This is a genomic window from Bacillus sp. LB7 (assembly GCF_030449715.1).
Classification (GTDB): domain Bacteria; phylum Bacillota; class Bacilli; order Bacillales; family Bacillaceae; genus Bacillus; species Bacillus paralicheniformis.
This window is the reverse complement of the sequence record NZ_JASGCA010000003.1, coordinates 300,490-321,928: the sequence shown is the minus strand read 5'-3', so window position 1 is coordinate 321,928 and position 21,439 is coordinate 300,490. Positions and strand designations below refer to the sequence as shown.

Genomic DNA, 21,439 nt, shown 5'->3' with positions numbered 1-21,439 from the left:
CCTCACTTGTTATATAAGTGAAACACTTAAAGGAGGAATAGACATGGAAACGAGATTTCTAATGGAAAAAGTAAACCCTGAGGGCTACAGAGGAATGCTGGAGCTTGAAAAAGCGCAGGCTTCCTCAAGCATTGATCCAGTCTTAAAGGAACTGATCAAAATTCGTGCTTCACAGCTGAATGGATGTGCTTTCTGCTTAAACATGCATACGAAAGATGCAAGGCAGAACGGTGAGACGGAACAGCGGATCTATGTGCTCAATGCGTGGCGGGAAGCGCCTTTTTTCACGGAAAAAGAGAGGGCGGTATTGGCGCTGACTGAAGCCGTTACGCGAATCGGCGAGCACGGGCTGCCGGATGAAGTATACAACGAAGTAAGGATCCATTTTACAGAAGCTGAAACAGCCGAACTGATCATGGCAGCCGTCACAATAAATGCCTGGAACAGAATTGCCATCGCCACCCGGAAAATGCCCGCAGCAGATTGATTGAAATCCCCCTAAGACAGGGGGATTTTTTTTATATTAATATAATAATAAAACTATCTTTCATTTCACTTGAACATCTCTTCTCCTTTTTCTGAGATAAAAAAATGGTTTCTTTATGTCGAAAAATAGAAAAAACGGATCTCTTTGAAAAAACAAAAATTCAAAAAAAGCAAACGGCCGATTCTTTTTTTGTTAAAATAGAGAAATGAGAGAAACTTGTTCAATGTGAAAGTAGGTGACATTGTGGGGAAAATTATTGCGATCACAAACCAAAAAGGTGGCGTTGGTAAAACGACAACCTCTGTTAACCTGGGAGCTTGTTTAGCTTACATCGGGAAAAGGGTTTTGTTAGTCGACATAGACCCGCAAGGAAACGCAACAAGCGGTATCGGCGTTGAAAAGGCTGATGTTGATCAATGTGTGTACGATATATTAGTAGATGATGCAGATGTGAAAGATGTCATCAAAACAACATCCGTAGAAAATTTGGATGTCATTCCTGCCACGATTCAGCTTGCGGGGGCGGAAATCGAACTCGTTCCGACCATTTCCCGTGAAGTCCGGCTGAAAAGAGCTTTGGAATCGGTCAAACAAAACTATGATTTTATGATTATTGACTGCCCGCCGTCTTTAGGGCTGCTTACAATCAATGCGCTTACGGCTTCCGATTCCGTCGTGATTCCGGTTCAGTGCGAATATTATGCGCTGGAAGGGCTGAGCCAGCTGCTCAACTCAGTCCGGCTCGTGCAAAAACATTTAAATACGGATCTGATGATAGACGGTGTATTGCTGACAATGCTTGATGCAAGAACGAATTTAGGCATACAGGTCATCGAAGAAGTGAAAAAGTACTTCCGCGATAAAGTATACCAAACGGTTATCCCCCGGAATGTCCGGCTCAGTGAAGCGCCGAGCCATGGAAAGCCGATCATTTTATATGATCCTCGTTCCAGAGGAGCGGAAGTCTATTTAGAATTAGCAAAGGAAGTGGCTGCGAATGCCTAAAGGTCTCGGAAAAGGGATTAATGCATTGTTTTCAAATGTTGATTTATCCGAAGAAACGGTTGAGGAAATCAAGCTGCAAGACTTGCGGCCCAACCCTTATCAGCCAAGAAAAACGTTTGATGACCAATCGTTAAAAGATTTGAAGGAGTCCATTTTGCAACACGGTGTTTTGCAGCCCATCATCGTCAGAAAGTCAATTAAAGGCTATGATATTGTAGCCGGAGAACGCCGTTACCGGGCTGCTGAAAAAGCCGGATTGGAAACCATTCCTGCGATTGTGCGCGAGCTGTCGGAATCCCTGATGATGGAGATTGCCCTATTGGAAAATCTTCAACGAGAAGACCTGTCTCCGCTTGAAGAAGCAAAAGCCTATGAATCTTTGCTCAAACATCTCGATATGACCCAGGAACAGCTGGCAAAAAGGCTTGGAAAAAGCAGGCCTCACATCGCCAACCACTTACGGCTGCTGACACTTCCTGAAGACGTTCAAAAGCTAATTGACAACGGCACGTTATCGATGGGCCATGGCCGAACATTGCTTGGGTTGAAAAACAAGCAAAAGCTTGAGCCACTTGTTCAAAAGGTCGTGTCCGAACAGCTGAACGTCCGCCAGCTTGAAAAGTTAATTCAACAGTTGAATGCTGATGTTCCACGTGAAACAAAGAAGCCGAAACAAGTAAAAGATGCAGTGATCAAAGAACGAGAGTCGTATTTGCGAAACTATTTTGGAACACCGGTGACCATTAAAAAGCAAAAGAAAAAAGGCAGAATCGAAATCGAATTTTATTCAAATGAAGACTTGGAGCGTATTCTCGAATTGCTGGCCCAAGAAGACGAATAAACTTAAAAACCATCTGATCATGTGCAGATGGTTTTTTTATGACATCCTTCCGGTCATTCTTTGAATTGGAGACACATGGCGCCGCTGCCACCCGGCTTTCTCCAGATGCGACAGCCCGTCAGCGAGCACATCCGCCATGCTCATGACAAGGTTGAGCCTTGTATTTTGCAGGACAAAATACTCCATAAAGCCGCTGACATTGACAATGCCGTTAATATGCACGTGGCCGACTTCAGGCAAGCTTTTCTGAACGCCTGCTCCCGGCTTCAAAGGTCCTTTGCCGATTTGAAAAGATCCCACGCTTTTGGTTCGTCCAAGACAGGCATCGATCGCGATCATAAATGGATTTTGATGCTGCTGATGAATATGATCAATCTTTTCATTTAAGTTTACGGCGTGAACCGGGTCGGCAAGCGTTCCATAGACATGAAAACGTGTCAGCTGTTTTGCGGAGAGTTTCATTCCTACGAGGGGACCGAGCGAATCTCCGGTGGAGCGGTCTGTACCGATGCAAACGATCACGATGGGCCGGTCTTCGGCTTCCTTTAAATAGACGGAAAGAACTTTCTCTATTTGTTTCACAGCTAGCGGATCCGAATGAGAAATATATTCATTTATTGGTTCTTGAGAAAAAATTCCGCCTTTTCGATTCATAGGCTTCACATCCTTGTCATCATGGTAACAGCAGTGCCTTGGTGTGTTTTTCGAGTATGAATGGTTGTTTACAGTATATCCAGCTGTCTCTTTTTTTATGCTTTTGATGAAACGATTTGGTCAGGCGGAAAAAATACTTTACTAAAAGAAGATATGATAATTCATTTTATTATATTTATATAATTTATTCATTTGAATGAGAAAAGTCGTAAGGGGATTCATGAATTTTTATAGAGGACCGGCAATATAGTGTCATAAGCGGAGAAACAAGCTTAAAAACTATATTGCTGGGGTGAGCAAATCGTGTGGAGAGCCGGGATGAAGTGGATGCTTCTTATTTTAGGAAGCTTAATAGGTGCGGGATATGCGTCCGGCCAGGAAATATGGCAGTTTTTTGGTGATGAAAGCGGACTGGCTATCCTGTTGTTTATGATCATGTTCAGCCTGTCAACTTATATTGTGATGAAGATCAGCTACGAACAAAAATCAGAGCATTTTCTGCCTGTGCTCGAAACATTAATCGGTCCGCTGCTGGCTAAAGTATACGATGTGCTGATCATCCTGTACTTGTTTACGACGACGATTGTGATGATTGCAGGTGGCGGGGTAACGCTGCAAATTTTTCATATCCCGTTTTGGACTGGCGTCATCTTGTTTTGTTTATGCACAGGGTTGTTGTTTTTCTGGGGGCTTAATGGCATATTGTCCGTTAACAGCTACTTAATCCCGATTTTGGTGGCTGGGCTGCTGTATGCGCTGATTTCTTTTCAAACCGCTCATCATCAGCCGTGGCTGCTCAATTTGACTCATCAATACAACTGGCCTGCCGGCATCGCATTCACTTCGCTGAACATATTATCTGTTGTCGCTGTATTGTCTGCGGTCGGCAAAGAGATGAAGGGAGTCGGAGAAGCGAAGATTGCCAGCATATTAAGCGGCCTGGTGTTTGGCGCTATTTCATACATGTACAATGAGACCCTTGTTGAGCTTGCCGGTGAACTGGCCCATTATGAAATTCCTTTATTCGCGGTTTTGGAGGGCGCGCCTTTTCCAATTTTTATTTTTATGACGGCTGTTCTTTGCGTCGCGATCTACACAACGACGGTCTCGAGCATTCTCGGGCTGTCCAGCCGTTTTCTGTCACTTGTGAACTGGCCGAGATGGGTAATCGTCTTCCTGCTCCTGTTGATCATGGTGCCTTTTACATCAATCGGCTTTTCAAATTTAATCGCTTTTTTATATCCAATTTACGGGTTATTAAATTTATATTTATTGGTAAATATTTTACTTTATCCGATTTTAAGTAAATGGAAATAAATATATTTATGGTCATGAAGAATTGCTCTTTCGCTGTGGTTTTTTGTACAATAAGATCACAACAAGGAAGCAAAGAGGTGAACGATGTTGGCCGATAAAGAATTTGGCCTGAATGACGTGGTCGAAATGAAAAAGCCGCATCCCTGCGGGACGAACCGCTGGAAGATCATTCGGATGGGAATGGATATCCGGATCAAGTGCGAGGGCTGTTCACACAGTGTCATGATCCCGCGTAAAGAGTTTCAAAGGAAGCTGAAAAAGATATTAGTTAAGCATGAGGAGTCCGAATCTTAATCTTTGCGGACCCCCTCATGCTTTTTTTTTCGATCTCAACGAAAAATGAATTTTCACCTAGTTTGTATGCTTGAAAAGCAAGTTTTGTCAGCTTGTCTTTTACTGTAATCATCCTTATAATTGTTGCAGGTTTAACATTTACGACTACACATGGATGTTAATTATAGAGGAGATGAAACAATGGCTTTAACAGCTGGGATTGTTGGTTTGCCTAACGTTGGGAAATCAACCTTATTTAATGCAATTACTCAGGCCGGGGCAGAATCGGCCAACTACCCGTTTTGTACGATTGATCCAAACGTCGGAATCGTAGAGGTTCCTGATGAGCGTCTGCAAAAGCTGACAGAACTCGTCAATCCGAAGAAGACGGTCGCTACCGCATTTGAATTCACCGATATCGCCGGCATTGTAAAAGGAGCATCAAAAGGAGAAGGGCTTGGAAACAAGTTCCTGTCCCACATCCGCCAAGTAGACGCGATCTGCCATGTTGTCCGCTGTTTTGCCGACGACAATATTACGCACGTGTCCGGGAAAGTAGATCCGATTTCGGATATCGAGACGATCAACCTTGAGCTGATACTGGCTGACCTTGAAACCGTTGAGAAGCGGATCGGCCGGGTCGGAAAGATGGCCAAGCAAAAAGACAAAGAAGCCGTGTTTGAATTTGAGATTTTGACAAAGTTAAAAGAGGCCTTTGAACAGGAAAAGCCGGCCCGTTCTGTCGAGTTCTCGGAAGAGCAGCAAAAGGTGTTGAAGCAGCTTCATCTGCTGACGACAAAACCTGTCTTATATGTAGCGAATGTCAGCGAGGATGAAGTGGCTGATCCTTCAGGAAACGAGTACGTCCAGAAGGTCCGGGAATTTGCTGCTGCTGAAAACGCGGAAGTCATCGTCGTCTGCGCCAAAATTGAGTCCGAAATCGCAGAGCTTGAAGGCGAAGAGAAGGCAATGTTCCTTGAAGAACTCGGCATTGAAGAATCCGGTTTGGATCAGCTGATTAAAGCGTCCTACTCCCTCCTTGGACTCGCCACTTATTTTACAGCGGGAGAACAGGAAGTCAGAGCCTGGACATTTAAAAAGGGAATGAAAGCCCCTGAATGTGCGGGTATCATCCATACGGACTTTGAACGCGGATTTATCCGTGCGGAAACGGTCGCTTACGACGATCTGCTGGAGGCTGGAAGCATGGCCGCAGCAAAAGAGGCCGGAAAAGTCCGCCTTGAAGGGAAAGAATACATTGTGAAAGACGGCGATGTCATTCATTTCCGTTTCAATGTATAACACAGTTGAAATAGGACAAGAGCTTTGATATAATATAAAATTGTGAGTAATAGGATTATTGCTCCTTGCCCAATATAATGGGCCGCTTAGTCCAAAAGGAGGTGCAAATACAAATGAGAAAGTACGAAATCATGTACATCATCCGCCCAGACGTTGATGAAGAGTCTAAAAAGGCTGTTGTTGAGCGTTTTAACAACATTTTAACAACTAACGGTGCGGAGGTCACTGAAACAAAAGATTGGGGAAAACGCCGTCTTGCGTACGAAATCAACGATTTCCGCGACGGATTCTACCAAATCTTAAACGTTCAAGCTGGTGCTGAAGCAGTTCAAGAATTTGACCGTTTAGCTAAAATCAGTGATGACATCATTCGCCACATCGTGGTTAAAGAAGAAGAATAAACAGAATTGAATTATATACTCTAAAGCAAAAGGATGGTCTCTCAATATGCTTAACCGAGTTGTTTTAGTCGGCAGACTGACAAAGGACCCAGAGCTTCGTTATACTCCAAGCGGTGCAGCTGTTGCCACCTTTACGCTTGCTGTCAATCGTACGTTTACGAATCAGCAGGGTGAACGTGAAGCTGATTTCATCAACTGTGTTGTCTGGAGAAGACAAGCCGAAAACGTTGCGAATTTCCTTAAAAAAGGAAGTCTTGCGGGTGTAGATGGACGTTTGCAAACGCGCAGCTATGAAAATCAGCAAGGACAGCGTGTATACGTCACGGAAGTTCAAGCTGAAAGTGTTCAATTTCTGGAGCCTAAAGGCGGCGGTTCTGGTTCAGGCGGTTACAGCGGAGGCCAGGGAGGCCAACACTTTGGCGGCGGACAGAATGAACCGGCTCCATTCGGCGGCAGTCAAAACAATCAGAATCGCAATCAAGGCAACAGCTTCAATGACGATCCATTCGCAAACGATGGAAAGCCGATTGACATCTCTGATGACGACTTGCCATTTTAATGGATGACGGACGAATAAAACAAAACCAGAATAGAAAGGAGGGAAATAACGATGGCAGGAGGACGCAGAGGCGGTCGTGCGAAACGCCGTAAGGTGTGTTATTTCACTTCTAACGGCATTACGCACATCGACTACAAAGATGTAGATCTTCTTAGAAAATTTATCTCTGAGCGCGGTAAAATCTTACCACGCCGTGTAACAGGAACAAGCGCGAAATACCAACGTAAATTGACTGTTGCAATCAAACGCGCTCGTCAAATGGCTTTACTTCCATACGTAGCAGGCGAGTAAGCCGATAAAAGGAACAAGACCCAATACGGTCTTGTTCTTTTTTTATCATCAAAAGCCAGTCCGTTTTCTGCGGCATTCAGGTTTCTTGCTTGCCAATCTGAATCCGTTTGATGTCGCCGAGGACTGCAAGGTAGAACACGAGTCCAAGCAGTAATACAAATCCGGCTACTAAAAAGCTGAGCGTAAATGAACCGGTCACATCGACCAGATAACCTGTTAAAGAAACCGCGATAATCCCTCCGAATAAGTTATTTGCCAAATTGACCATTGAGCTGAGCAGAGAGATGGAACCAGCCGGTGCAATATCAGCTGATATCGACCAGCCGACAGGCGCAGTCGCAGATATTCCGGCTAAGCCGACGGAAATGCAGATGATCGCGATCGTGATGTTGTGCGTGAAGACAGCTCCCAAAAAGGCAAATCCAAGGCTCATGCCGATTGCGATAATGGTCTGGTACACTTTTGTATTCGAATGCCCCTTTTGAATTAAAAAATCAACGAGCCATCCGCCCACTACGATTCCGGAAACCGTCGATATCAGCCAGGGAACCGCTGTAAACAGCCCTGAGGACATAATATCCATTCCGTATGTTTCTTTAAAGAAAGTCGGCAGCCAGGTTAAGAGCAGGTTGAATGTATAACCGTAACCCGTGAATCCGATCATCAGCCCCCATGCTTTGCGGTTTGCCAGCATTGCTTTTAAAGCAATGAGCGTCCGTTCCGTGATGTCTTCCTCTGATACGGCATTATGCTTTTGAATATAATGAAGCTCTTCTTTTGAGATTCGTTTGTGCCGATCGGGTTGTTCATAATACATCCAGAAAAATACGGTGAACAGTACATTGATGATTCCGATCGTTAAAAAAGCGGCTCGCCAGTCAAATGTCGTGACTAAAAAGGCAACGAGAGGTGCGCCGATGACATTTGCGAACTTGGCTGCCGAGTCAAACAGAGAATTGGCAAGACCGCGCTCATTTGGCGGAAACCATAATGCCGTGGCTTTGGAAGCGGCAGGAAATGCTGAAGCACTCGTCAGCCCGATTAAAAATCTGACAATATAAAGAAGCAATTTCCCCTGTAAAAAAGCCAATATAATGGTTAGAAAACTCCATACGGTCATTCCGATCCTTGTTACCCAGGCAACGCCGTCCAAGAGACTCCCGACCGGAATCTGCATCAGCGTGTATGAGTAGGTATAGATGGAAAAGACGATGCCTAATTGGGTTGCCGTCAATTGAAAGGAATCCTGTATCGCAGGAGCCGCGACTGAAATGGCAACACGGTCAAAGTAATTTAAAATGATCATGCTGCTTAATAAAGAAGAAATATACCATCTTGTATGCCCCGGTCGTTTTTCCAGCTCTTGCGCCATATTGAAACCTCCTCTAATGATTAGATTGGACTCTTTTCAAAATTACATTCTTAATTTCTTCGTGTTCATTTCCACGGGATTGCGGGGAGTAAACGGCCGCGGAAAAAAAACCATATAGACATTTTGATACAAGTTTGCTAAAGTGAAACATGTTAAAAACAGATGGCTTCTATGAGAGTTAGAAGCAAATGATTACGAACGAGGTGTTGAATCTTTGAATGTTAAACAATTAAATAGCGAATGGTTTTCTAATGTACGGGGGGATATCCTTTCGGGTATCGTCGTAGCGCTTGCTCTCATTCCTGAAGCCATAGCGTTTTCCATCATTGCGGGTGTAGACCCGATGGTCGGTTTGTACGCATCTTTTTGTATTGCCGTTGTCATTTCCTTTACGGGCGGCCGTCCGGCGATGATATCAGCTGCGACCGGGGCGATGGCTCTTTTGATGGGATCTTTGGTCAGGGATCACGGGCTTGATTATTTATTTGCTGCTACGATTTTAACGGGAATCATCCAATTGATATTTGGGGTGCTGAAGATTGCGCGCTTTATGAAATTTATTCCGCGGTCGGTTATGGTAGGTTTCGTAAATGCGCTCGCCATTTTAATCTTTATGGCGCAGGTTCCTCATTTTGTTGGAGTTTCGAATATGACGTATGTTGTGGTCGGGATTACGTTGTTGATTATTTATGTTCTTCCCCGCTTTACAAAAGCCGTTCCATCTGCACTTGTTGCCATTATTGCGATGACTGTATTTGCTATTTTTGGCCATTTTGATCTCCGCACTGTCGGTGATTTGGGAGAAATGAAGCAATCATTGCCTGCTTTTATGATTCCCAATATTCCTTTCAATTTTGAGACGTTGGCCATTATTTTTCCAACAGCCTTTGCGCTTTCCATCGTCGGCTTGCTTGAGTCATTATTAACCTCTTCTATTGTTGATGATATGACGGATACGGAAAGCGATAAAAACAGGGAAAGCCGCGGACAGGGCATCGCCAACATTGTCGCCGGATTTTTCGGTGGCATGGCGGGATGCGCGATGATCGGCCAGTCTGTGATCAATGTGAAATCTGGAGGAAGAGGCCGCTTGTCCACTTTTGTTGCCGGCATTTTCTTAATGTTTTTGATCTTGGTGTTGGGCGACTGGGTCGTACAGATTCCGATGGCGGCCTTGGCTGGTGTGATGATTATGGTATCGATCGGTACGTTTGACTGGTCTTCGTTCAGCATGTTGAGAAAGGTGCCGCTGACAGATTCCATTGTCATGCTTGTGACCGTTATTACCGTTGTGGCGACCCACGATTTATCAAAAGGGGTTTTTGCCGGCGTTATTTTGAGCGCGATCTTCTTTGTGGCGAAAATCTCCAAATTGAAAATTGAAGAAAAGTCAGAAGAACATGCGGTCAAGTACATCATTAAAGGGCAAGTTTTCTTTGCATCTGTTCAAGATTTCGTAAAGTCTTTTAAAACAGATGAGCAAACGAAAAAGGTCATTCTTGATTTTTCAGAGGCCCATATATGGGATGATTCCGCTGTGGCGGCTATCGATAAAGTCGTTTTGAAAATGAAAGATCAGGGAATAGACGTTGACTTGATTGGTTTAAATGAGTCCAGCTGGAAGCTGGTCGAAAAACTGGCAACTTATGATCAGCCTCATCGTTCAGTGTCAAATCACTAAGAAACGGGTGATGAAGGGTGTATAAAAATATATTGCTGGCTGCTGACGGCTCAAAGCATTCTGAAAGAGCGGCCGATCATGCGATTCATTTGGCTTCCATGTCAAAGCAGGCGGTCGTCGACGTTATTTATGTATTGGATTATGCGAAAGCAAAACACGAAGTTCTGCATAGCGACAACCGTGCAGAACTCGAACGTGAACGGCGCAGCAGGCTGCTGTCGATAGAAAATAAATTCAAACAATCGGCCGTTCCCTATCAAATGACGATGCAGCACGGGGATCCAGGCCCGACGATCGTATCGTACGCCAACCATCATGATGTGGATATCGTGATTATCGGAAGCAGGGGGCTGAACACTTTGCAGGAAATGGTGCTGGGAAGTGTCAGCCATAAAGTGGCGAAAAGAGTGAAGTGTCCGGTTTTAATTGTAAAATAGCTTAAAACAGAGCCAGTGAGGATCCTATCCTTACTGGCTTTTTTATCTCATCGATATCGCTTTTTGGGCGTGCATGGCGTCGCCTTTTAGCAGGTCAACGAGATTATAGGCGGGATATAAGCCTTTTTGATACATAAAATAAAAAATTTGTTCATGCAATTTAATAGCCTCATTGATTTGTTTAACAAACACTCTTCTGAGCTCGGGCGTCGCCGTTTCCGTGATCGCAATCGCATAGTTTCGAACGGTCGTTTTCGCCAGTACCAACAGATCACCCGCATCAAAATACAGGTCGGCCCGTTCTTCCTCCCGATGAAATGCCGGAGCTTTTGGCAAAAAGGGAAGAAGCTCCCGTAAATTTTGCTCCAATGCCTTCGCTGAAACACTGTAAAGCTGTCTTAACTGAGGATCGCTGATTTTTTTCATGCTTTTCTTGATCTTGACCAATCCGACAGACTGGGCCGCGATCAGTTCATGCAACTCCATCGTTTCATGCCAAGCCAATGTTTTTGTTGTCATGCATATTCTCCTTTATTGCTTTTTCTCAGCATATGCCCATTGCCGTCTAAAGGTTAATAGAAGAATCAGAGGGACGTTTTAGACCGTTTTGGAAAGGGGAAATCAAATCATACGGGATTTTTGCATCTAAGTGACAACAATGAGAGGTGATCAATGTGTTGGATGTGTTGAAGGACTTTTTTCTATTCTTGAGCGGCGGGCTTCGCGTGACGCTTCTGATCGCAATTTTGATTATATTGTTGTTGATCAGAAAAGCGAGAAAGAAAAATAAAGAGAAGTCGGGGTTTCTCGACTGACAGTGTTTCACATGGAACATTTACTCGTTTTCTCAAGCCTTATGATCGTTTTACTTGCGATTTAACCTTATGTTAGAATAAAGAAACAATGAGAGAAGGCCGAGACCTGCTCATCTCATCGTCTTTATTTGAAAATGAAATTTTCGGCGTTAGAAAAGAGCAGTCGTCTATGCTGCTCTTTTTGATTCATGACATTTAAACATACGAGGTGAACAAGTGAAACAAACAAGAGCTTTAGTAGAAGGCGCTATCATGGTCAGTATTTTTGCCGTTTTGCTGATGATCAGCCTCTATATTCCTTTCGTCGGAACCATTCTTGTATTGACGCTGCCGCTGCCTGCCATGGTTCAAACAATCAGGTACGGTCTAAAGCCGGGGATTTCGGTAGGATTGGTCAGTTTACCCGTTTCGTTGATTGCCGGTTCCTTAGGCGGACTGATGTTTGCTATTCCGGTAAGTGCTGCGGGGGTGATCATGGGCTTTTTCTACAGAAGAAAAGAGCCAGCCCAAGCGATTGCAGCAGCAGCCGTTACATACATGATTTCGCTCGTGCTGCTGCTTTTCATCAGCATTCAGTTTCTCGGGTTAAACTTAATAGAGACGGCCAATCAAGCATATAATGAAACAATCAAAACTTTTGAATCAAGTATCAAACAGTTTGGAAATGATAAAGAAGCGGCTAAACAGATCGAATTGCTGAATGAACAATTCAAACAGGCGCAATATTTATATCCGACAGCCATTGTGATATTTTCCGGAATCACCGCGTTTTTGAATCACCTGCTCGCTAAGCCGGTGCTTCGGCGCATCATCCAAATACCGTCTTTGAAACCGTTTAGGGATATGAGGCTTCCGCAAAGCATGATTTGGATCTATTTATTGACGATTCTTCTGTCGCTTGCTCCCGTTGAAGAGGGCAGTATATCTTACTCCATTCTGCTAAATGCGAGTCTCATCATGGGCTTTGTCTTGATCATTCAAGGGTTTTCATTTGTGTTTTACTTTTGCCATGCCAAGAAACTGCCAATTGTCCTGCCGGTTCTTTTTTTAATTATCGGGTTGTTTTCGCCCCTGATGTACCTTGTTCGCATCTTAGGTATAATTGACATAGGCTTTAACTTGAGAGAAAGAGTAAAAAAATCGTAGCCACGATGTTCTCCAATGGTGAGGAGTTGATTTGAGTGCCAAGTTTTTATGAAAAACCGTTATTTCGATACCCCATATATTCTTTAATCGTCGTCACAATCATTTCTGTCCTCATCAACATTTATTTTAATTGGGTGGCAGGAGCGGCCGGCGTTCTGATTCTGGGTGTCATATTGTACTTTTTGAGACGGGCGGACTCCCAAATCAGAAAAGAGCTGGACGATTATATATCGACGCTGTCTTACCGTCTGAAAAAAGTCGGGGAAGAGGCGCTGCTCGAAATGCCGATCGGGATCATGCTGTTTAACGATCAGTACTATATCGAGTGGGCCAATCCTTTTATGGCGTCATGCTTTAATGAAAATACGCTCGTCGGCCGGTCGCTTTATGATACTTGTGAATCTGTCGTCCCTTTGATTAAGCAGGAAGTGGACACAGAAACGATTACGCTGAATGAGCGGAAATTTAATGTGGTCATCAAACGGGAAGAAAAGCTGCTTTATTTCTTCGATGTCACAGAGCAGACGCAGATTGAGAGACAATACGAAAATGAAAGAACGGTCCTTGCCTACATCTTTCTCGATAATTACGACGATGTGACACAAGGGCTTGATGACCAGACAAGAAGCTCGATAAACAGTGAAGTGACATCGCTTTTGAACCAGTGGGCCCAAGAGTACGGCATTTTCTTAAAACGGGTTTCCTCTGAGCGGTTTATCGGAGTATTAAACGAACATATTTTAAGCGAGCTTGAAGCATCAAAGTTTTCGATCCTTGATGAAGTTCGGGAGAAGACATCCGTTCATACGATCTCCTTGACGTTAAGCATCGGAATCGGTGCATCTGTTGCATCATTGAAAGAGCTCGGGGACTTGGCGCAATCCAGCCTTGACCTGGCGCTGGGACGCGGAGGAGATCAGGTGGCAATCAAGCAGCCGAACGGGAAAGTGAAGTTTTACGGCGGCAAGACGAATCCGATGGAAAAACGGACGCGCGTCAGAGCCCGGGTCATTTCACACGCCCTCAAGGAAATTGTCTCTGAAAGCAGCAATGTGATTATCATGGGTCATAAGTTTCCCGATATGGATTCGATCGGATCAGCCATCGGGATTTTGAAGGTCGCTCAAGCAAACGGCAAAGACGGTTTTGTCGTGATCGACTCCAATCAGATCGGTTCAAGCGTTCAAAGACTGATCGGGGAAATTAAAAAATACGAAGAACTGTGGTCCAGGTTTATTACGCCGGAAGAGGCGCTTGAGATTGCGAAAGACGACACGCTTCTCGTGATCGTTGATACACATAAGCCTTCCTTTGTCATTGAAGAAAGGCTGGTCAATAAAATTGAAAATATCGTCGTTATCGATCATCATAGAAGAGGGGAAGAGTTTATTAAAGACCCGCTGCTCGTCTATATGGAGCCGTACGCTTCATCTACAGCGGAGCTTGTGACAGAGCTGCTCGAGTACCAGCCGAAGCGCTTAAAAATTAACATGATCGAAGCAACAGCCCTTTTGGCCGGGATTATTGTCGATACGAAGAGCTTCTCGCTGCGCACCGGTTCCCGTACGTTCGATGCGGCGTCATATTTGCGCGCAAAAGGCGCTGACACCGTATTGGTGCAAAAGTTTTTAAAAGAAACAGCCGATCATTATATTAAAAGGGCGAAGTTGATTCAGCATACCGTTTTCTATCAAAACGGCATCGCCATCGCATCGCTGCCGGACGATGAGGCGGACGAATATTTTGACCAGGTTATCATTGCGCAAGCCGCGGATTCTCTCCTGTCCATGAGCGATGTCGAAGCGTCATTTGCTGTGGCGAGAAGAGATGAGAATACAGTATGCATCAGTGCGAGGTCGCTCGGCGAAGTGAATGTTCAAATCATCATGGAAGCGCTCGAGGGCGGCGGTCATTTAACCAATGCCGCGACACAGCTGACCGATATCACGGTTGAAGAAACGCTCCGCCGACTGAAAGAAGCGATTGACGAGTATTTCGAAGGAGGCATTCAGAAATGAAGGTAATTTTCTTACAGGATGTTAAAGGCAAAGGGAAAAAAGGCGAAGTGAAAAATGTAGCGGATGGATACGCGCACAACTTTTTGATCAAAAAAGGGCTGGCTGTTGAAGCGACATCCTCCAATATCAGCGCGCTTGAAGGCCAGAAGAAAAAAGAGAAGAAAGAAGCCGCTGAAGAACTGAAACACGCGAAAGAGCTGAAAAAACAACTTGAGGACATCACGGTGGAACTTTCAGCCAAGTCCGGAGAAGGCGGCCGTCTATTTGGCTCCGTGACAAGCAAACAAATCGCGGATGCGCTGCAAAAAAGCCATCAGTTAAAGATCGACAAACGTAAAATCGAATTAAACGATGCGATTCGCTCATTGGGATATACAAATGTTCCCGTGAAACTCCATCCAGAAGTACAAGCAACACTGAAAGTTCACGTGAAAGAGCAATCATAAAATAACAAAGCCCCTTCATGCAGTGCAGAAGGGGCTTATTTTTTATTCTATGCGTTTTCTCATTTCATTCGCCAAGAATTCAACGTCTGTACCGATGATCACCTGTACATCGTGCTGATTGAGCTTCACGAATCCTTTTGCTCCCATAGCTTTCATCGCGCTTTCATCCAGTTTGGAAGCATCGCGGACCTTGAGGCGGAGGCGGGTTACACAATTGTTCAGCGTCTCAATGTTTTCTTTTCCGCCAAGCGCTTCGATGTATTTGTCCGCAAGGGTATCGTATTTGGACGATCCTGTGTCAGGGCTGACAGGTGTGTTTTCCTGGTCATCGTCCTCCTCTCGGCCAGGCGTTTTCAAATTGAGCTTCGTAATCAGGAAATAAAAGATGACGAAATAAATAATGCCGTATACAAGACCGACCGGCAGCAATAGCAGCGGCTTTGTGGCGATTCCAAAGTTTAAAAGGTAGTCGATCGTCCCGGCTGAAAAGGTAAAGCCGTGGTGGATGCCGAGCATATTGGTTACGGTCATGGCGCTTGCGGTTAACAAGGCGTGAATACCGAAGAGCAGCGGCGACAGGAACATGAATGTGAACTCAATCGGCTCCGTGATACCGGTTAAAAATGATGTGAACGCTAATCCGATCAGCAATCCGGCCGTTGCTTTGCGGCGATGCTTTTTCGCGGCGGCGATCATTGCTAGACATGCCGCAGGAAGACCGAACATCATGATCGGGAAGAACCCTGTCATAAAGGCGCCGGCGCTTGGATCTCCGGCAAAGAACCGGTTCATGTCACCCGTTTTGCCCGCAAATTCTCCAAAGACCATCCAAACCATATTGTTTAAAATGTGATGAAGGCCGAGCGGCAGGAGCAGTCTGTTTAAAAGACCGAATATGCCGACTCCCAATGCCCCCGCATGAATGATCCAGCCACCAATGGCGTCAATGGCCTGCTGTGCGTAAATCCAGACGAAGCCGAAAATGCCTGCAAGAATGATGGAACAGAAGGCTGTCATAATCGGAACGCTGCGTTTTCCGCCGAAAAACCCGAGCCAGTCAGGCAGTTTTGCATCTTTAAAGCGGTTATACATGACGGCGGCGACGACACCTGAAATAATCCCGCCGAGAACGCCCATGTTCAGATCCTTATTGATGGCTGCTAAGCCGCCTGTCAGGACAAAATAACCGATGGCTCCGGACAGTGCGGCGGCCCCGTGGCCATCCTTTGACAACCCGATTGCAACGCCTATCGCAAAGATGATCGGCAGTTGGTCAAGAATCGATTGTCCTGAAGCGGCGATAAACGGAATGTTTAACAGGTCTTCTCTTCCCAGCGCAAGCAAGAGGCCCGCAGCAGGAAGAACGGCAATCGGCAGCATGAGCGCGCGGCCGATATTTTGAAGAAATCCCAACATAGTTAAAACCCCTTTCGATGATATTGAATCGCTTTTTTCAAATGTCCATTTTCATGGGATAAACAGCGGCGGGCATCTTCAAGTGTTCCGTTTGTCAACACCATAAAGATCGCTGCCTTGATGTCATTGCCGCTTTCTTTTAAAGCTTGCTGGGCCTCATTCTGTGATAATCCGGTGGTATTCATCAGAATGGTGACAGCGCGCCCGGCCAATTTTTGATTGAGCAGTCTCATATTCACCATCTCGTTTTGATAGACGCGGCCAAGCCTCGCCATTGCAGCTGTTGACAGCATGTTCAAGATCATTTTTTGAGCGGTTCCTGCTTTCAGCCGCGTTGAACCGCGGATAATTTCCGGTCCTGTTTGCACCTCAATCGCGATATCGCTTAATTTGCCCGCTTCTGTATCGGCGTTGCAGCTGATCGAAACAGATGCGGCTCCGAGCTGTTTGGCATAGGATAATGCGCCAAGGACATAAGGTGTCGAGCCGCTCGCTGTGACGCCGATTAAGACGTCATCTCCCGAGAATGATTGCGCTTTCAGTTCGGCGACGATTTTTTCACGGTCATCTTCATTTTCTTCAAGAGGTCTCCACATCGCGTCATATCCGCCGGCGATAAGACCGGTCCAACGGCTTTCGTCAATAGAGAAGGTCGGAGGCAGTTCTGCGGCATCAAGAACTGCGATTCTGCCGCTTGTGCCGGCGCCAGCTGTAAACACTCTTCCGCCTTGCTTAAAGCGGCTGACAATCGTATCCGCCGCCTCGGCGATCAGGGGAAGGCAGGGCGTAATGGCGCGAGGAACTGTATAGTCTTCCTCATTCATCAAGGTGACGATATCTAAAGCATTCATTTCATCAAGTGCTTTGCTTTTGTCGTTCGTATCTTCTGTCTTCCTCATTGTTCTTTCCTCTTCATATCGATGACGAATTTATAGCGGTCGCCTCTGTAAATGGATTTGACCACTTCAAACGGTCTGCCGTCGTCCAAATAGCTCAAACGTTCGATGAGCAGGACGGGTGCGCCTTCCTCGATGTCGAGAGGCTCGCTCTCTGCCGGAGAGGCAATCGCCGGCTCGAGTGTTTGTGCGGCGCGGTCAATCGTAAGGGAGAGCTTATTTTCGACATAGTCGTACAAAGATGCGCTCATAATGTCTTCTGTCAGGCCGTTGATGAGGTCGGCGGGCAAATAGGAGATTTCATAAGCCATCGGGATGTCATCGGCGAGACGGATCCGTTTGACTTCATAGACGGAAGCCCCTTCATGTATCTCCAGTTTGCGTGCTGTGCTCTGGTCACACGGAATGACGCCGAAGCCGAGCATTTTTGTGCCGGGTCTCATGCCTCTTGATTTCATGTCCTCGGAAAAGCTTGTCAATCCTTTGAGAGGCTGCTCAATTTTAGGCTCGGCAATAAATGTTCCTTTTCCCCGCTGCCGGACGAGAATGCCTTCATTAACGAGGTTGTTGACCGCCTGCCGGACAGTCATCCTGCTTACCTCATATTTTTCTGCGAACTCTCTTTCAGAAGGAATGAGGTCGCCGGGCTTCAAATCTTTTGTATCGGCAAGCTTTTTAATCTCGGTCTCAATCTGATAGTAAATCGGAATGTGGGAATCTTTTTTGATCAAAAGGCCATACCCCTTTCTTTCACGATTGATAAAGCATCGCTGTCCGCTATGATGACGACGTTCTGGTGTGTTTTTAAGACAGAAGCGGGCGTGTCTTCATTTGGTTCTTCACTGAGCAGCTTCGCCAGGATGCCCGCTTTTTTCTCTCCTGAAACGAGCAGCAGGATCTGCTTGCTTTTCATGATCGTGGAAATGCCCATCGTTATGGCTTGCGACGGGACGGCGTCATAGGAATCAAAATAACGGGCATTGGCTTCTTTCGTTGATTGTGTCAGTTCGACTGTATGCGTTTTCGATGAAAATGGGGTGCCCGGTTCGTTAAACCCGATGTGGCCGTTCAAGCCGAGGCCGAGCACTTGGAGATCAATGCCTCCAAGCCGTTCGATCAGCGCTTCATAGCGGCTGCATTCGGCATCGAGGTCACAAGCCATCCCGTCCGGAAGATGGGTATGGCTGAGCGGAATGTCAATGTGATCGAAAAGCTGTTTTTTCATATAGAATGTATAGCTGTTTTCATGATCCGGGGAAACGCCGACATACTCGTCTAAGTTAACGGTATAGACGTGCTTGTAAGTCGTTTTGTTCTGCACATGGTCTTCCCTTAAAACCTGATATGTGCCGAGAGGCGTTCCTCCGGTTGCAAGGCCGAGAACAGGCGCAGATAAGCGGTTTACTTTCTCGATGATGAGTCGGGCGGCCGTTTGGCTCATGTCCTGATAATTTTTAGCTTCAATGATTTTCATGGTGAAACCTCCCTTTTGCTGAAAGCAATCACGCCTTTGCAAAGCGTCATCACAACTTCATTTTTTTCATTTAAAATGATCAAATCGGCATCTTTTCCGCTCCGTATGCTGCCTTTTCGGTCAAACACATGAAGCTGCTTGGCGGGATTGACCGCTGTCATGTAGACGATATCTTCGAGTGAACATCCTGTAAAATCGATCATGTTCAGAGCCGCCTGGTTCATCTTCAAGATGCTGCCGGCAAGCGTACCATCCTGTAAGACGGCTTTTTCACCTTTCACGAACACCTCCTGTCCGCCTAATGTATAGGTTCCATTTTTCAAGCATTTTGCGCGCATCGCATCCGTAATTAAAATGATGCCTTCTTTCTGTTTTTGCTGAAATGCGAGCTTGACGACGGCAGGGTGAACATGAATGCCGTCGGCAATGACTTCGACCTTCAGTTCATCATGCAAAAGGGCGCTTCCGGCCGTCCCCGGCTCGCGATGGTGCAGCCCCCGCATGCCGTTGAACAAATGGGTGACATGGGAGATGCCGGCCTTAATCCCGTCTGCCATTTCTTTGAGTCCGGCGTCGGAGTGGCCGGCGGAAGCCGTGACACCTGTTTCTTTCAAAAAGGAAATTAGTTCCAAAGACCCTTCCAGCTCTGGCGCAAGTGTGACTAATTTAATGTTATTCCCCGAGATGCGCTGCCATTCTTTAAATAACGAGAGATCCGGCGGGATAATATCATCCGGCGGCTGGGCGCCGCACCGCTTTTCTGAAATAAAAGGTCCTTCTAAGTGAACGCCTAATACTTCGGCAGTTCCGGGCCGGGCGCCGGCTTCCTTATAGCGGTGAACGTTTGCCAGCGCATGCTCGATCGTGGCTTTATCCTGGGTCATCGTCGTGGCCAGGAAGCTTGTCGTTCCTTCTTTCGGCAGGGCTTCGGCCATTGTTTGCAAAGCCTCGGCTGTTCCGTCCATGACATCTGCGCCGTTTGCTCCGTGAATATGAACATCAATCATGCCCGGCAGCACTTTGAAGTTCTCCGGAAATGTCAGCTGTTCTGCCGTTGCGGCGGAAGCGGGAATATCAGTCATTGGTCCGTAAGCCTCGATTTTTTCCCCGTTCGTTAGAAGAAATCCGTCTTCTATCGTTCCATTTTCACTGTAAATATGAAGATGTTTAAACATATAGCGTTGAGAAGGTTTAGTTTTCACAGTCAAAAGTCCTTTCTTGAAAACGTTATCATCAGTATAGAACATTACAACTCTAGTTGTCTAGACCATTAAGAGAATTATTTTTGTCAAATCTGATCATACAGCATCACACTTCATTTAGCCGCTGTGTTGTCAGGTTATATTCCAAAAAAAAGCCGGCTCATCTGCCGGCTTCGTTATGCTGCTTTAGCATAAATATATTGATTTCTTCCCGCACCGAGGCCTGCACCGATCAAAGCGACCAGCGCGCCGATGAACAGTAAAATCGGTCCGTTCCATGAGTGCATGTGATCGTAAAGAAAACCGACAAAGCTTGGACCAATCGCTGCCAGCAAATACCCGGCGGATTGCGACATTCCTGATAATGCCGCGGCTTGATCGGCATTTTCGCTTCTCAGCCCGATTAACGTCAAGGCTAAACTGATGCTGGACCCTTGTCCGATTCCGATTAAAATGACCCACAGCGTCAGCATCGCAGTATTGCCTCCGTACAATAGCCCTGACATCCCCGCGAAGTATAATATGCCGAGAGCCAGCACAATGCTTTTTTGGTTTCGGAACCGTCCGGCAAGAACCGGAGTCAAAAATGTCGACGGGAGGCTGGCAAACTGCATCAGCGACAGCATCCAGCCGGCAAGCGACATGCTCATCCCGTGCGAGCGGAGAATTTCGGGCAGCCAGGCGATCGTGCAGTAAAACAAGAACGACTGTATGCCCATAAAGAATGTGACCTGCCAGGCGATTTTCGAGCGCCAGACCGTTTGGCCGCCCGTCTTTAAGCTGACCGTGCGGTTTCCCGTATCATGATAGCGGAGCTGGGGAACCCAGATCAAAATCGCAACAAACGCGAGACCGGCCCAGACCATAAGCGATGCGCTCCATCCCCACGCTAAACCGTGCGACAGCGGAATGCTGATCCCTGAAGCGAGCGCCGCAAAAATCGACATGGCTGTCGTATAGTAACTTGTCATAATTCCCGCTTTGTCAGGAAATTTATGTTTGATCAGGCTGGGCAAGAGCACGTTGGAGATAGCGATGCCGATTCCGATCAATGCGGTCCCCGCAAATAGTGTGAAAGCTTCTCCGTAAGAGCGCAGCAAAATCCCGATCAATAAGATGACCAATCCGACCCAGAGGGTTCTCTCATTGCCCAGCTTCTGTCCGAGCTTAGGGGCGATTGGGGACAGGACGGCGAAAGATAACAGCGGCAGCGTCGTCAAGAAGCCGGCCATGCCGTTCGTCAAATCCATATCCGAGCGGATCGAACTGATCAATGGCCCGACAGATGTAATAGCCGGTCTTAAATTAAAAGCGATAAATATGATTCCTGCAATCAATAAGATATTGTTCAAACGGGCGCGTCGAGCGTCAATGTAATGCATGCTGTATTCTCCTTTGCTTTCAGG

General features: G+C 46.1%; 24 protein-coding genes. 15 read left to right on the top strand and 9 right to left on the bottom strand.

Going from position 1 to position 21,439, the window contains the following annotated elements:
- Positions 1 to 43: 43 nt before the first annotated feature.
- The 3 genes from QMZ64_RS06450 to QMZ64_RS06440 all read left to right on the top strand — a co-directional run bounded on the left by QMZ64_RS06450 (position 44) and on the right by QMZ64_RS06440 (position 2,333).
- Positions 44 to 487: a carboxymuconolactone decarboxylase family protein gene (locus tag QMZ64_RS06450; protein ID WP_265625181.1), complete on the top strand. Its 444-nt coding sequence runs from the start codon at positions 44 to 46 to the stop codon at positions 485 to 487.
- Positions 488 to 730: 243 nt separating this feature from the next.
- On the top strand, positions 731 to 1,492 hold the full coding sequence (soj, locus tag QMZ64_RS06445) for a sporulation initiation inhibitor protein Soj (protein ID WP_020453647.1): 762 nt from the start codon (positions 731 to 733) through the stop codon (positions 1,490 to 1,492).
- Positions 1,485 to 2,333 (top strand): ParB/RepB/Spo0J family partition protein, encoded by an 849-nt coding sequence (locus QMZ64_RS06440; RefSeq protein ID WP_265625182.1) that lies wholly within the window; start codon positions 1,485 to 1,487, stop codon positions 2,331 to 2,333. Before soj ends, QMZ64_RS06440 begins: the two co-directional genes overlap by 8 nt.
- Before the next feature lie 36 nt (positions 2,334 to 2,369).
- On the opposite strand, the gene yyaC is transcribed toward QMZ64_RS06440, so the two are convergent.
- A complete protein-coding gene (gene yyaC, locus QMZ64_RS06435; protein ID WP_145652019.1) occupies positions 2,370 to 2,987 on the bottom strand; it encodes a spore protease YyaC in 618 nt (205 codons plus the stop codon).
- Between the two features lie 303 nt (positions 2,988 to 3,290).
- Between yyaC and QMZ64_RS06430 the strand changes: the two genes are divergently transcribed.
- From QMZ64_RS06430 to rpsR, 6 genes are all read left to right on the top strand, one after another.
- Positions 3,291 to 4,304, top strand: a complete 1,014-nt coding sequence (locus tag QMZ64_RS06430) for a YkvI family membrane protein (RefSeq protein ID WP_265625183.1) — start codon at positions 3,291 to 3,293, stop codon at positions 4,302 to 4,304.
- A gap of 87 nt (positions 4,305 to 4,391) precedes the next feature.
- The gene (locus tag QMZ64_RS06425) at positions 4,392 to 4,598 is read left to right on the top strand and encodes a DUF951 domain-containing protein (protein WP_011201785.1); all 207 of its coding nucleotides are present in this window, start codon (positions 4,392 to 4,394) and stop codon (positions 4,596 to 4,598) included.
- Positions 4,599 to 4,778: 180 nt separating this feature from the next.
- Positions 4,779 to 5,879 carry a redox-regulated ATPase YchF gene (gene ychF / locus QMZ64_RS06420; protein WP_265625185.1) on the top strand — a complete coding sequence of 367 codons (1,101 nt, stop codon included), beginning with the start codon at positions 4,779 to 4,781 and terminating at the stop codon, positions 5,877 to 5,879.
- Positions 5,880 to 5,992: 113 nt separating this feature from the next.
- Positions 5,993 to 6,280, top strand: a complete 288-nt coding sequence (rpsF, locus tag QMZ64_RS06415; RefSeq protein ID WP_020453642.1) for a 30S ribosomal protein S6 — start codon at positions 5,993 to 5,995, stop codon at positions 6,278 to 6,280.
- 46 nt (positions 6,281 to 6,326) lie between these two features.
- Positions 6,327 to 6,839: a single-stranded DNA-binding protein SsbA gene (gene ssbA, locus QMZ64_RS06410; protein WP_003178024.1), complete on the top strand. Its 513-nt coding sequence runs from the start codon at positions 6,327 to 6,329 to the stop codon at positions 6,837 to 6,839.
- Positions 6,840 to 6,890: 51 nt separating this feature from the next.
- Positions 6,891 to 7,130, top strand: coding sequence for a 30S ribosomal protein S18 (gene rpsR / locus QMZ64_RS06405; RefSeq protein WP_003178022.1), 240 nt, complete (start codon positions 6,891 to 6,893; stop codon positions 7,128 to 7,130).
- A gap of 76 nt (positions 7,131 to 7,206) precedes the next feature.
- On the opposite strand, the gene QMZ64_RS06400 is transcribed toward rpsR, so the two are convergent.
- Positions 7,207 to 8,502 (bottom strand): MFS transporter, encoded by a 1,296-nt coding sequence (locus QMZ64_RS06400; RefSeq protein WP_265625186.1) that lies wholly within the window; start codon positions 8,500 to 8,502, stop codon positions 7,207 to 7,209.
- A gap of 214 nt (positions 8,503 to 8,716) precedes the next feature.
- Between QMZ64_RS06400 and QMZ64_RS06395 the strand changes: the two genes are divergently transcribed.
- Both QMZ64_RS06395 and QMZ64_RS06390 read left to right on the top strand, forming a co-directional pair.
- Entirely contained in the window at positions 8,717 to 10,183 is a 1,467-nt protein-coding gene (locus QMZ64_RS06395) for a SulP family inorganic anion transporter (protein ID WP_265625187.1), read from the top strand.
- 17 nt (positions 10,184 to 10,200) lie between these two features.
- Positions 10,201 to 10,620, top strand: coding sequence for a universal stress protein (locus QMZ64_RS06390; protein ID WP_265625188.1), 420 nt, complete (start codon positions 10,201 to 10,203; stop codon positions 10,618 to 10,620).
- Between the two features lie 42 nt (positions 10,621 to 10,662).
- Here QMZ64_RS06390 and QMZ64_RS06385 read toward each other — a convergent pair whose 3' ends face one another.
- On the bottom strand, positions 10,663 to 11,139 hold the full coding sequence (locus QMZ64_RS06385; RefSeq protein WP_265625189.1) for a spore coat protein: 477 nt from the start codon (positions 11,137 to 11,139) through the stop codon (positions 10,663 to 10,665).
- A 155-nt stretch (positions 11,140 to 11,294) separates the two neighbouring features.
- Here QMZ64_RS06385 and QMZ64_RS06380 point away from each other — a divergent pair, with 155 nt between their 5' ends.
- The 4 genes from QMZ64_RS06380 to rplI all read left to right on the top strand — a co-directional run bounded on the left by QMZ64_RS06380 (position 11,295) and on the right by rplI (position 15,045).
- Positions 11,295 to 11,435 (top strand): hypothetical protein, encoded by a 141-nt coding sequence (locus QMZ64_RS06380; RefSeq protein WP_020453636.1) that lies wholly within the window; start codon positions 11,295 to 11,297, stop codon positions 11,433 to 11,435.
- 216 nt (positions 11,436 to 11,651) lie between these two features.
- Positions 11,652 to 12,581, top strand: a complete 930-nt coding sequence (locus QMZ64_RS06375) for a YybS family protein (protein ID WP_265625190.1) — start codon at positions 11,652 to 11,654, stop codon at positions 12,579 to 12,581.
- A 35-nt stretch (positions 12,582 to 12,616) separates the two neighbouring features.
- On the top strand, positions 12,617 to 14,599 hold the full coding sequence (locus QMZ64_RS06370; protein ID WP_020453634.1) for a DHH family phosphoesterase: 1,983 nt from the start codon (positions 12,617 to 12,619) through the stop codon (positions 14,597 to 14,599).
- Entirely contained in the window at positions 14,596 to 15,045 is a 450-nt protein-coding gene (gene rplI / locus QMZ64_RS06365; protein WP_020453633.1) for a 50S ribosomal protein L9, read from the top strand. The genes QMZ64_RS06370 and rplI overlap by 4 nt, the downstream gene beginning before the upstream one ends.
- Positions 15,046 to 15,087: 42 nt before the next feature.
- Here the strand turns inward: rplI and nagE are convergent, their stop codons facing one another.
- From nagE to QMZ64_RS06335, 6 genes are all read right to left on the bottom strand, one after another.
- Entirely contained in the window at positions 15,088 to 16,461 is a 1,374-nt protein-coding gene (nagE, locus tag QMZ64_RS06360; RefSeq protein ID WP_265625191.1) for an N-acetylglucosamine-specific PTS transporter subunit IIBC, read from the bottom strand.
- 2 nt (positions 16,462 to 16,463) lie between these two features.
- Positions 16,464 to 17,360, bottom strand: a complete 897-nt coding sequence (gene murQ / locus QMZ64_RS06355) for an N-acetylmuramic acid 6-phosphate etherase (protein ID WP_265625193.1) — start codon at positions 17,358 to 17,360, stop codon at positions 16,464 to 16,466.
- The gene (locus QMZ64_RS06350; RefSeq protein ID WP_265625194.1) at positions 17,357 to 18,088 is read right to left on the bottom strand and encodes a GntR family transcriptional regulator; all 732 of its coding nucleotides are present in this window, start codon (positions 18,086 to 18,088) and stop codon (positions 17,357 to 17,359) included. The genes murQ and QMZ64_RS06350 overlap by 4 nt, the downstream gene beginning before the upstream one ends.
- Complete coding sequence (gene nagB, locus QMZ64_RS06345) at positions 18,085 to 18,831, bottom strand: glucosamine-6-phosphate deaminase (RefSeq protein ID WP_301441200.1); 747 nt, start codon at positions 18,829 to 18,831, stop codon at positions 18,085 to 18,087. The genes QMZ64_RS06350 and nagB overlap by 4 nt, the downstream gene beginning before the upstream one ends.
- Positions 18,828 to 20,078, bottom strand: a complete 1,251-nt coding sequence (gene nagA / locus QMZ64_RS06340; RefSeq protein WP_265625196.1) for an N-acetylglucosamine-6-phosphate deacetylase — start codon at positions 20,076 to 20,078, stop codon at positions 18,828 to 18,830. Before nagA ends, nagB begins: the two co-directional genes overlap by 4 nt.
- A gap of 131 nt (positions 20,079 to 20,209) precedes the next feature.
- Positions 20,210 to 21,415: a CynX/NimT family MFS transporter gene (locus QMZ64_RS06335; protein ID WP_265625197.1), complete on the bottom strand. Its 1,206-nt coding sequence runs from the start codon at positions 21,413 to 21,415 to the stop codon at positions 20,210 to 20,212.
- Positions 21,416 to 21,439: the final 24 nt, after the last annotated feature.

Bases quoted from the DNA above. Each gene is read 5' to 3' on its own strand.
- QMZ64_RS06450 (WP_265625181.1), top strand. From the start codon at position 44: ATGGAAACGAGATTTCTAATGGAAAAAGTAAACCCTGAGGGCTACAGA.
- QMZ64_RS06440 (WP_265625182.1), top strand. From the start codon at position 1,485: ATGCCTAAAGGTCTCGGAAAAGGGATTAATGCATTGTTTTCAAATGTT.
- yyaC (WP_145652019.1), bottom strand. From the start codon at position 2,987: ATGAATCGAAAAGGCGGAATTTTTTCTCAAGAACCAATAAATGAATAT.
- ychF (WP_265625185.1), top strand. From the start codon at position 4,779: ATGGCTTTAACAGCTGGGATTGTTGGTTTGCCTAACGTTGGGAAATCA.
- rpsF (WP_020453642.1), top strand. From the start codon at position 5,993: ATGAGAAAGTACGAAATCATGTACATCATCCGCCCAGACGTTGATGAA.
- ssbA (WP_003178024.1), top strand. From the start codon at position 6,327: ATGCTTAACCGAGTTGTTTTAGTCGGCAGACTGACAAAGGACCCAGAG.
- rpsR (WP_003178022.1), top strand. From the start codon at position 6,891: ATGGCAGGAGGACGCAGAGGCGGTCGTGCGAAACGCCGTAAGGTGTGT.
- QMZ64_RS06400 (WP_265625186.1), bottom strand. From the start codon at position 8,502: ATGGCGCAAGAGCTGGAAAAACGACCGGGGCATACAAGATGGTATATT.
- QMZ64_RS06385 (WP_265625189.1), bottom strand. From the start codon at position 11,139: ATGACAACAAAAACATTGGCTTGGCATGAAACGATGGAGTTGCATGAA.
- rplI (WP_020453633.1), top strand. From the start codon at position 14,596: ATGAAGGTAATTTTCTTACAGGATGTTAAAGGCAAAGGGAAAAAAGGC.
- nagE (WP_265625191.1), bottom strand. From the start codon at position 16,461: ATGTTGGGATTTCTTCAAAATATCGGCCGCGCGCTCATGCTGCCGATT.
- murQ (WP_265625193.1), bottom strand. From the start codon at position 17,360: ATGAGGAAGACAGAAGATACGAACGACAAAAGCAAAGCACTTGATGAA.
- nagB (WP_301441200.1), bottom strand. From the start codon at position 18,831: ATGAAAATCATTGAAGCTAAAAATTATCAGGACATGAGCCAAACGGCC.
- nagA (WP_265625196.1), bottom strand. From the start codon at position 20,078: ATGTTCTATACTGATGATAACGTTTTCAAGAAAGGACTTTTGACTGTG.
- QMZ64_RS06335 (WP_265625197.1), bottom strand. From the start codon at position 21,415: ATGCATTACATTGACGCTCGACGCGCCCGTTTGAACAATATCTTATTG.